This is a genomic window from Gardnerella vaginalis 1500E (assembly GCF_000263595.1).
GTDB classification, from domain to species: Bacteria; Actinomycetota; Actinomycetes; order Actinomycetales; family Bifidobacteriaceae; genus Bifidobacterium; species Bifidobacterium vaginale_E.
Window position 1 is genome coordinate 86,473 of the sequence record NZ_ADES01000020.1, and the last position, 7,947, is coordinate 94,419.

Consider the following 7,947-nt stretch of genomic DNA (forward strand, 5'->3'; position numbering starts at 1 on the left):
TAATACCAGAGAATGATTTATTTTGCATAGAGTTTATACACTACCGAGCGACTTACTTGCGCATAGCCTCAACCATATTGCATTAAGTTACTAAGCTTTAAGCGAACTTATTCGCTGCGGAGTAACCCCCGTAAGCTCCAATCAACTACCTTTATACAATCTGCTTTGTAAAGGTTTTCCTAGACAAGATATTCATCATACAAATTCAAGTATTATTATTACTTAAATAATGCTTTTCTAAAGGAGCAGTATGATAGCAAAGCGTATTACTGTTGGCATTGTTGATGATGATTGTTTTTGTCTACACGGCCTAAAAACATATATTGAACAGGTTGTTCCGTCCTGCAATATTTGCTGGTTATCCGCGCACGCCGATCAAGCAATTCAATTTTGTCAAAATCAATGCCCAGACGTGCTGCTAATTGACATGTATATGTCTGGGGTTTCGGGAATTAAAATATTATACGAATTGCGAAGAAGATACTCACTCCCAATAATAATTGCTATAACTTCATTCCCTATCAACGATTATGCTTTAAAAGCATCAACAGCAGGCGCGCAAGGCATTGTTGGAAAGAACCACCCAGAAACTATTTGCGCCATGCTTAGCAGTATTGCCCATGGCACATTCAAGCCACAAATAATAGGAGATCTTCATTTTGACGACACGACGACAGCATTTCAACGTTTGCAAAATAAGCCAAAAAATGGACGCCTTGCTTTAACGGATCATGAGACTGAAATTGTAAAGTTGTGCAGTAAAGGAATGACTAATGCGCAAATCGCTAAACGTTTATTTGTTGAAACTTGTACTGTGGAAACTATCCTTCGTCGCGTGTTCAAAAAATTGAATGTGACAAATCGTTCACAACTTATTACCACATGGCTGCATGATGAATATTTAGGAAATGATACACAATGATTATTTTCTTAATGCGTCGTTTGCGAGAAAAGATTATTGACAATAAAATATTTTTACTATTGGGATGTTTGTCGAGCGCAATGGATGCATATATTTACTCAAATAGCGACAATAGCACAATACAACTTGTCATAGTTTACATGATTCTTGCTGCTATAAATTTGTTTCTTTGCTTGCTCCCGCATTTTATGAGCATGTGCTATATTTTTGTACACCTCAGCATTCTTGTTATTCCTAGTCTGAATCTTCCACCAGTAACTTTCGGGCTCATCATATCATTTGTTTTTATTTCGTATTTATATCCGATTCAATTTACACTACCTTTATTCTTAGTAATAGATGCATTACACTACGTTGCATACCGATACTTATCAACTTTGTCTTTCAAGTATCTTATTGCTTACCTTTTAATAAATATATTTTGCGTTTGCACTGGTATTATTTTGCGCATTTCTCACCAAAAAATGGTTCTTTATGAAAAAGATAAGCAAACAATTAATAATCTTCATCTGGCTGTGCGAATGCACGATAGATTAACTAATAAGATTGCAGATATTGCACTACAAAGTAAAATAGCATTACTTGACAAGTCTATTTCTAAAAAACAGCGAAGTGCTATTGAGGCAATAAATGATTTGGCAGATCAGGCTTTTGAAGAAGGTCATAATATTATCGACATTCTACGTGGAAATACTGCTAAGCAAGATGCTCGAAGCGAGTTTATTCAGCACATTGAAGATACACTACAAATGAACGACTCAATCAATACATCTTGTGGATTAAAAGGAAGATCCATATGCAATATATCTAGTAACGATATTCCTGAAAATATTAACGATGAAATCATCTGTGAAGTTATTGAATTAATCGAAGAACTATATTTGAACATGCGAAAATATGCTTCTTTAGTTTATTACATCAGAATTTCGATACGTAAAAAACAAATTGTTATAAAACAGTTCAATGTTCGATTTTTGGACAGGAAAAGTAAAGATGCAATTCGTTCAGTATCTCAAAAAGGACTTCTGCTTCATCGCGATACCATAAAGCATTTAGGCGGTTCACTCTATTTTCGAGCCTTTGGTAAGTATTGGGAATGTAATGCAGTTATACCTTTAAAAAATAAACATAACTATATAGATAGTATGCCTTACTGATTAAGTTTAAAAGATTAATGAATCTTAAGCAGTTTTAGATAGTAATTATTTGTAAAGGTTTTCATATACAAGATATTGTTTACCTTTTAGCACGCCATTAATTTATAAATTGTCAAAGTTTTTGACATGCACAATTACTTCTCGTACAGAAAGGCATATTATGAAGAAGTTAGCTATAGCAGGCGTATTATCTGCTTCATTAATTTTTAGCAGTATTATTGTTCCTTCTTCTACCGCACTCGCTCTTGAGCCAACAGGTAACACCGTTGAAAAGAACATAACATGCGGAAACATCGTAACAAAAGATGGCTACCGCGTGTATGTAGTTAATGGATATCTCATTAAAATTCCAGCATCTAATGCAGAACCAACGCAATCAGAGCTTCGTAACATATTACAAGAACGCGGGAAAATTAGTCTTGTAGTTAAAACAATTAAAACTATTTATCATAAATTACCTAAGCAAGTTAAACAATTCATTAAAAGTCATTTAGGATTAAACGAGCTTATAAAATTTTTGGAGCATTGGACTGGAAAGATTGAAGACGGAATTTATAATGCCTGCAAATCAGCAGGAATGCCAGATTGGATGGCTTGGATTGTAACAGAAGCAATTATGATGCTTATATAGTAGGAAAAGATATGAGTAATTTAGAAGATACAAAAGCACAAATTCCGTCCGTATTTTGGACAATAGCCAATGGCGTATTTCTTGCTAGCGGAATTGCGCTGATTGTAATGCGTAATGATTATCTATGGGGAGTGCCTCAAATTATCGCTGGATTATTTGGACTTGCAACCATGTTTCTCATTAAAAAACCGTGGTGCGCGCAGCTATATTTTATCGTATCTTCACTAGCTGTAATAGCAAATGGGCTTATGGAAATATTCGGCATAATCCACGGATCTGGATACGGTTATGTTCCGCTGATTATTGGCATAATTGTGCTTCTATTTATAGGCCTTGACAAGGATGAAAGTTCAAAAGCTCTTGGCATAGCCAAAAATAAGTAAAAGCATTAGACTGCGAATTTTAATATAAAAACATATCACAGTTTTCAAAGGCCAAGCTGTAGCCATGCATCCTACGACTTGGCCTTTGATTATTTATCTGTTAATGGTTTATTTTACATAGAGTTTATACGTTACTGAACAATTTATTTGCTTATAGCCTCAACCACATTGCGATTAAATCACTAAGCTTTAAGCGAACTTATTCGCTGCGGAGTAACCCCCGTAAGCTCTGCAACATCACGAACCGTCAAGCCCTGATTCCTTAGTATGCGAACCGTTTCCCGCATAAGCATAGATGCCTTTTGCTGAGTTTTTATAGCTGCAGATTTTGCATCTAACATACGTTGAAGCATAAGCTCATCTTGCTCACTAAGTTTCGGAGTTACTTTCACGCCATTGACTTTAACATTTAAAGTTGCAGCAGCATCTTTTACCATTGCTGCAACCTGATCAAGCCTACGTACTTGAGTAAATAATCCTGGTATTTCCGGCACTTCTATAGCCCACCAGTCATCACATCTGCGAGCTATAGCGGTCACCATTTGCAAACAATTTGTTGCATTATCATGCTCAGTAACACTCATTGGTTAAGTTTTTTCTCCAACTCTTTTCGCTTCACGCATATAAGTATGTGCCTATTTAACAATTAAGTAAATAGGCATTGCATACAAAATCATCTCAGTGAGGTTATAAAGCGCACATGGCACTTCTTAACTCAATCATCTCCAAACCTCGATCAAATTGCATTAAATCACCGCTTAAGGCTATCCTCATTAAGCAAAAAATCAAATAGGTCCATGGTGACTACCCCACGATTATCTCTTGTAGCATGCAATCCATTTTTCGTAACTACTATCTTTTTGAAAGAATTATCAATATAGTAAAGCGAGCGCTTTTCTTGCAATGATTTTTCTTCTGTTGGCATAGCGAGCGCAGATTGTATATAATATTTTTCGCTTCCCAAAGTAGCAATAAAATCTATTTCCAAAGATTTTTGCGCATAAATATCGTGGTTATTTTTATCTTTTCGACCAGTATTTTCAGCAATATTCATTTCGCCAATATCCACGTTATAACCGCGATATCTTAACTCGTTGTATATAGCATTTTCCATAATATGCGACTCTTCGATTTGCCTAAAATTAAGCAAAGCGTTGCGCACCCCAATGTCTTCAAAGTAAATCTTAAACAAGGAATCAATGTATTTTTTGCCCCTAATATTATACTTTTGAGCTTTACTTACAAGAAAAGCATCACTGTAGTAGTCTATGAAACGACTAACAGTTGCTGAAGTAATTTCCCCATATCCGTGGCTAATAAACGTGTTAGAAAGTTTCCTTGGATTAACAGGAGCGCCTATTGATGAAGCTATTACTTGCAACGTTTCAAAAAGAGCCTGCTCTTTTCGCACACTGTTCCTCTGAATCACATCTTTCAAATAAGTTTCTTTAATAAGATTTTCAAGGTAGTTTATTTGTTCCTCAACATTTTGCATTCTAGCTACAAGCGGTATTCCACCAGTAACAATGTAATCTGCCCAAGATTCTGAAACCGTTTTGCTAGAACTTTCCACGTATTCGGCAAAAGTAAGAGGTTGAACGTGGACTTCTGTGCTCCTCCCCTTAAATTCAGTAACAATGTCTGATGAAAGAAAACGGGAGTTAGATCCAGTAACATATATGTCTAAATTTGCATGCCTTAAGTAACTGTTAAGTGTGCCAACAAAATTATCAAGCAATTGCACTTCGTCGAGGAAAATGTAAAACTTGTCGCTATCATTTATCTGCGATGCAATATAGCGACGAAACACTTTAGCGTTGATAATAATCCCAAGTTTTTTATCTGCGATTTTTACTGGCTCACCATTTGCAAATGGCTCAAGACGATCAATATCTTCGTCTGAATCAAAAGCAAACCGAATGATATTATTCTGCAAAACACCTTGAGAAATAAGAGAATTATAAAGCAGCTCGTTAAGAATGAACGATTTCCCCGCGCGGCGCACACCAGTAATAATTTTAACCAAACCATTCCAACTAAGTTTGTTAAGTTTCTTTATATACCTTTGACGATTGAAAATCATTCGCATTCCTTTTCTTTACGCTTCTATCTTCAATTTAGCAAAGTACTTTGGGTTTTGCAAGATAGAATCAGTAAAAATAGCGCATATTTGGCATTTCTATCTGTTATTTAGCAAAGTACTTTGTGTTTTGCAAGATAGGTTGGTTTATGCGAAGTTACTTTTCCTGCGCAAGTTCGATTGGCGGATGCTCTGCGCGAAAAGCATTTACGTGCGCCTCAGACGCATACCCTAGCGCAAAACCAGTAATAAGCGCATACTCCGGCGGAATATCAAACACTTCGTCAAGCGGTGAACGCCACGTGGCAAGAACGCCAAGCGGGCATGAGTCTACGCCTTGATCTTTAGCTGCCAACAGTAACGTTTGCAGCATAATTCCAGCATCCATCGCAGCAAACGGCAGAAAATCACGGCGCACAAGCACAAATCCCATAACTGGCGCACCGAACGCCTGGAAGTTGCGCAAAGTGTGAGCATTTCGAGCAGGAAAATCTTTGCGATCAATATTTAACTGTTTATACAACGCCAATCCTAAACGAGCGCTACGCTCTTTAAGTGATTGTGGATACGGAGCCATTACAGGAAAATCTCCATCCGGCTGGCTCATTTTCTGGGCTATAAGGCGCTCTTCTTCGCTAAGATTTGCGTCTTTAGTTTGAAACATTGCTTTGCATTTTTGCGTATATGCGTCAATCAGCTGCTGTTTTAGTTCCCCTTGAGCAATAGCGAGCATGTAGCCACGAGTGTTGGACCAGCTCGGCGATTGTGCAGCTGTTTGCAAAATAGTTTCAAGTATTTTAGAATCGACTGGTTTGTTTAGAAAATCACGTGCAGAAAATCGCGACTTTGCGAGTACTTCAAAAGTTTGTGTAGTCATGCTTTTAGTATATCGCACCAAATACGCACGCAGTATTTTCTCGAGTTTGCGCTACGGCCTGCCGAAGCGCTGCGATTTAGCGCGCGCTGGCCATTCTTCGGACACTGGTGCAGTACGGTTTCTGTGATATGTACCCCTTTTTCTGGACACATATCCCTTTTTACTTAATCATATTGCCTGAGTAGATGCTTTCCTGTATTCAACAGGAGGCACCCACCCAGTCTTCTTCTGTATTCTCTCGTTATTGTAGTAATAAATATATTCTTTCACTGCTAGAGCAAACTGCTTAAACGAAGCATACTCATGCTCGTGCCCGTAATACAACTCGTTTTTAAGCCTACCAAAAAACGATTCCATAATACCATTGTCATAACAGTTCGCTTTACGGCTCATAGACTGAATAATCCCGTGTTTTTTCAAAACACTCCTAAAATAATCATGCCTATACTGCCAACCCTGATCAGAATGGAATATAAGCCCTTCAACCATTCGGAAACGTTTAAAAGCCTTATCTAACATGCGTTTTACCTGCTTTAAATCAGGGTGTAATGATAAATCGTAAGCAATAATCTCATTCGTATGCATATCAAGTATTGGTGAAAAATAACACTTACCCCACGAGAAATTAAACTGTGAAACATCAGTAGTCCACTTCTGTAAAGGAGCAGTAGTAGTAAAATCACGGTTAATAACATTATCCGCGACTTTACCAACCGCACCCACGTACGAGTTGTACTTCTCTTTTGGGCGTTTCCCAACTAACTGCATGACATGCATTAAACGTTGAACCCGCTTGTGATTAACCTTAAACCCACGGTTTAATAGCTCGTTATAGACTCTTCTAACACCATACCTGCCTTTATGGTGAGTAAATATTTCTTGAATAATACTCATTAACGTTTTATTCCGTAGTTCTACTACGTTTATTTTGCTTAACTCAAAATAGTAAGTAGACTTCGACATTCGTATAGCGTGAAGAAGATGTTTCAGCTTATATCCTTGCTCAACGAGTTGTTTTACTGATTCTGCTTTTTCGCCTTGAGTAGAGCAACTTTCTTCGCTTTGCTCAAGGCATCCAGTTTTTTTAGTATTGCATTTTCCGCTTTAAGATACTCGATTTCTTCACGAAGAAACTTAAGTTCTTCACGCTCGCTCAACGTTAAAGGATCAACATTTTTCATGTTTTTACGGTTCATACAAGGCTCTTCTACTGGTTTTTTACGAGTATGTTTTACTAAACCACTATAACCTTCCGTTTTATATGTTTGCACCCAGTCTGCTACTTGACCTTTCAGTAAACCATTCTCAACTGCTGCCTGGTTAATAGTTTTCCCAGCAAGAATTTTGTTAACAATACGAAGTTTTCCCACTGGATCCCAATGTTTATAGCCGGTGCGTGGTTTAAGCACATCGAACCCGTTAGCGTTTACTAAACGCGTCCAGTACGCGACAGTATTACGAAAATTATTCCTACTAATAGTGTTAGGCGTCGGTAATTCCAGGTTTTGACGATATAGTTCAACACACTTCTTTTTAAACTAGTAACTATATTTACATTTTGACATGCTCTACTCCTTTTACTAGCAGTCCAGAAAAAGGGGTACATATCACAGTACGGTTTCTGCGCGCGTGTCTCTGTTGTCTGTTTTGACGTTATTTTGGAACATTCTCCGTAGTTTTTCTCCGGAGTTTGTTGTCGTTTTGGCGTTACATGGAAACATTTGCCGTAAGTTTTCCTCATGTTTGGAGGGTTTAATATCAGTATTCGCTCCAAATGTGAGATGATTCTCTCGCGTTTGGAGTGCTACACAGCCTCAAACCCTCCAAATGTGAGGATACTAGCGCGTGTTTGGAGGATTACAAAAAACAGTAGTATGGGAATAAAAAAGCGGGGAAC

The 7,947-nt window shown here is 37.6% G+C and carries 9 protein-coding genes; 4 read left to right on the forward strand and 5 right to left on the reverse strand.

The genetic code is table 11. The features are described from left to right. Positions 1–250: 250 nt before the first annotated feature. From CGSMWGV1500E_RS00600 to CGSMWGV1500E_RS00585, 4 genes are all read left to right on the forward strand, one after another. Positions 251–922, forward strand: a complete 672-nt coding sequence (locus CGSMWGV1500E_RS00600) for a response regulator transcription factor (protein ID WP_004129379.1) — start codon at positions 251–253, stop codon at positions 920–922. Continuing rightward, positions 919–2,079: a hypothetical protein gene (locus tag CGSMWGV1500E_RS00595; protein ID WP_004129382.1), complete on the forward strand. Its 1,161-nt coding sequence runs from the start codon at positions 919–921 to the stop codon at positions 2,077–2,079. Before CGSMWGV1500E_RS00600 ends, CGSMWGV1500E_RS00595 begins: the two co-directional genes overlap by 4 nt. Positions 2,080–2,239: 160 nt before the next feature. Next, positions 2,240–2,710 (forward strand): hypothetical protein, encoded by a 471-nt coding sequence (locus tag CGSMWGV1500E_RS00590; protein ID WP_004129385.1) that lies wholly within the window; start codon positions 2,240–2,242, stop codon positions 2,708–2,710. Between the two features lie 11 nt (positions 2,711–2,721). Further along, a complete protein-coding gene (locus tag CGSMWGV1500E_RS00585; protein WP_004112863.1) occupies positions 2,722–3,093 on the forward strand; it encodes a hypothetical protein in 372 nt (123 codons plus the stop codon). 182 nt (positions 3,094–3,275) lie between these two features. On the opposite strand, the gene CGSMWGV1500E_RS00580 is transcribed toward CGSMWGV1500E_RS00585, so the two are convergent. The 5 genes from CGSMWGV1500E_RS00580 to CGSMWGV1500E_RS0106175 form a co-directional block, all read right to left on the reverse strand. Further along, positions 3,276–3,677, reverse strand: coding sequence for a transcriptional regulator (locus tag CGSMWGV1500E_RS00580; protein ID WP_004129386.1), 402 nt, complete (start codon positions 3,675–3,677; stop codon positions 3,276–3,278). Positions 3,678–3,844: 167 nt separating this feature from the next. Beyond that, a complete protein-coding gene (locus CGSMWGV1500E_RS00575; RefSeq protein WP_004129389.1) occupies positions 3,845–5,176 on the reverse strand; it encodes an ATP-binding protein in 1,332 nt (443 codons plus the stop codon). 154 nt (positions 5,177–5,330) lie between these two features. Beyond that, the gene (locus CGSMWGV1500E_RS00570; RefSeq protein ID WP_004129391.1) at positions 5,331–6,050 is read right to left on the reverse strand and encodes a nitroreductase family protein; all 720 of its coding nucleotides are present in this window, start codon (positions 6,048–6,050) and stop codon (positions 5,331–5,333) included. Between the two features lie 168 nt (positions 6,051–6,218). Next, on the reverse strand, positions 6,219–7,040 hold the full coding sequence (locus CGSMWGV1500E_RS00565) for an IS3 family transposase (protein ID WP_230455199.1): 822 nt from the start codon (positions 7,038–7,040) through the stop codon (positions 6,219–6,221). Between the two features lie 26 nt (positions 7,041–7,066). After that, complete coding sequence (locus CGSMWGV1500E_RS0106175) at positions 7,067–7,459, reverse strand: helix-turn-helix domain-containing protein (protein WP_004129399.1); 393 nt, start codon at positions 7,457–7,459, stop codon at positions 7,067–7,069. Positions 7,460–7,947 lie beyond the last annotated feature (488 nt).

Coding starts and splice junctions, on each gene's coding strand:
- CGSMWGV1500E_RS00600 (WP_004129379.1), top strand. CDS start 251: ATGATAGCAAAGCGTATTACTGTTGGCATTGTTGATGATGATTGTTTT.
- CGSMWGV1500E_RS00595 (WP_004129382.1), top strand. CDS start 919: ATGATTATTTTCTTAATGCGTCGTTTGCGAGAAAAGATTATTGACAAT.
- CGSMWGV1500E_RS00590 (WP_004129385.1), top strand. CDS start 2,240: ATGAAGAAGTTAGCTATAGCAGGCGTATTATCTGCTTCATTAATTTTT.
- CGSMWGV1500E_RS00585 (WP_004112863.1), top strand. CDS start 2,722: ATGAGTAATTTAGAAGATACAAAAGCACAAATTCCGTCCGTATTTTGG.
- CGSMWGV1500E_RS00580 (WP_004129386.1), bottom strand. CDS start 3,677: ATGAGTGTTACTGAGCATGATAATGCAACAAATTGTTTGCAAATGGTG.
- CGSMWGV1500E_RS00575 (WP_004129389.1), bottom strand. CDS start 5,176: ATGATTTTCAATCGTCAAAGGTATATAAAGAAACTTAACAAACTTAGT.
- CGSMWGV1500E_RS00570 (WP_004129391.1), bottom strand. CDS start 6,050: ATGACTACACAAACTTTTGAAGTACTCGCAAAGTCGCGATTTTCTGCA.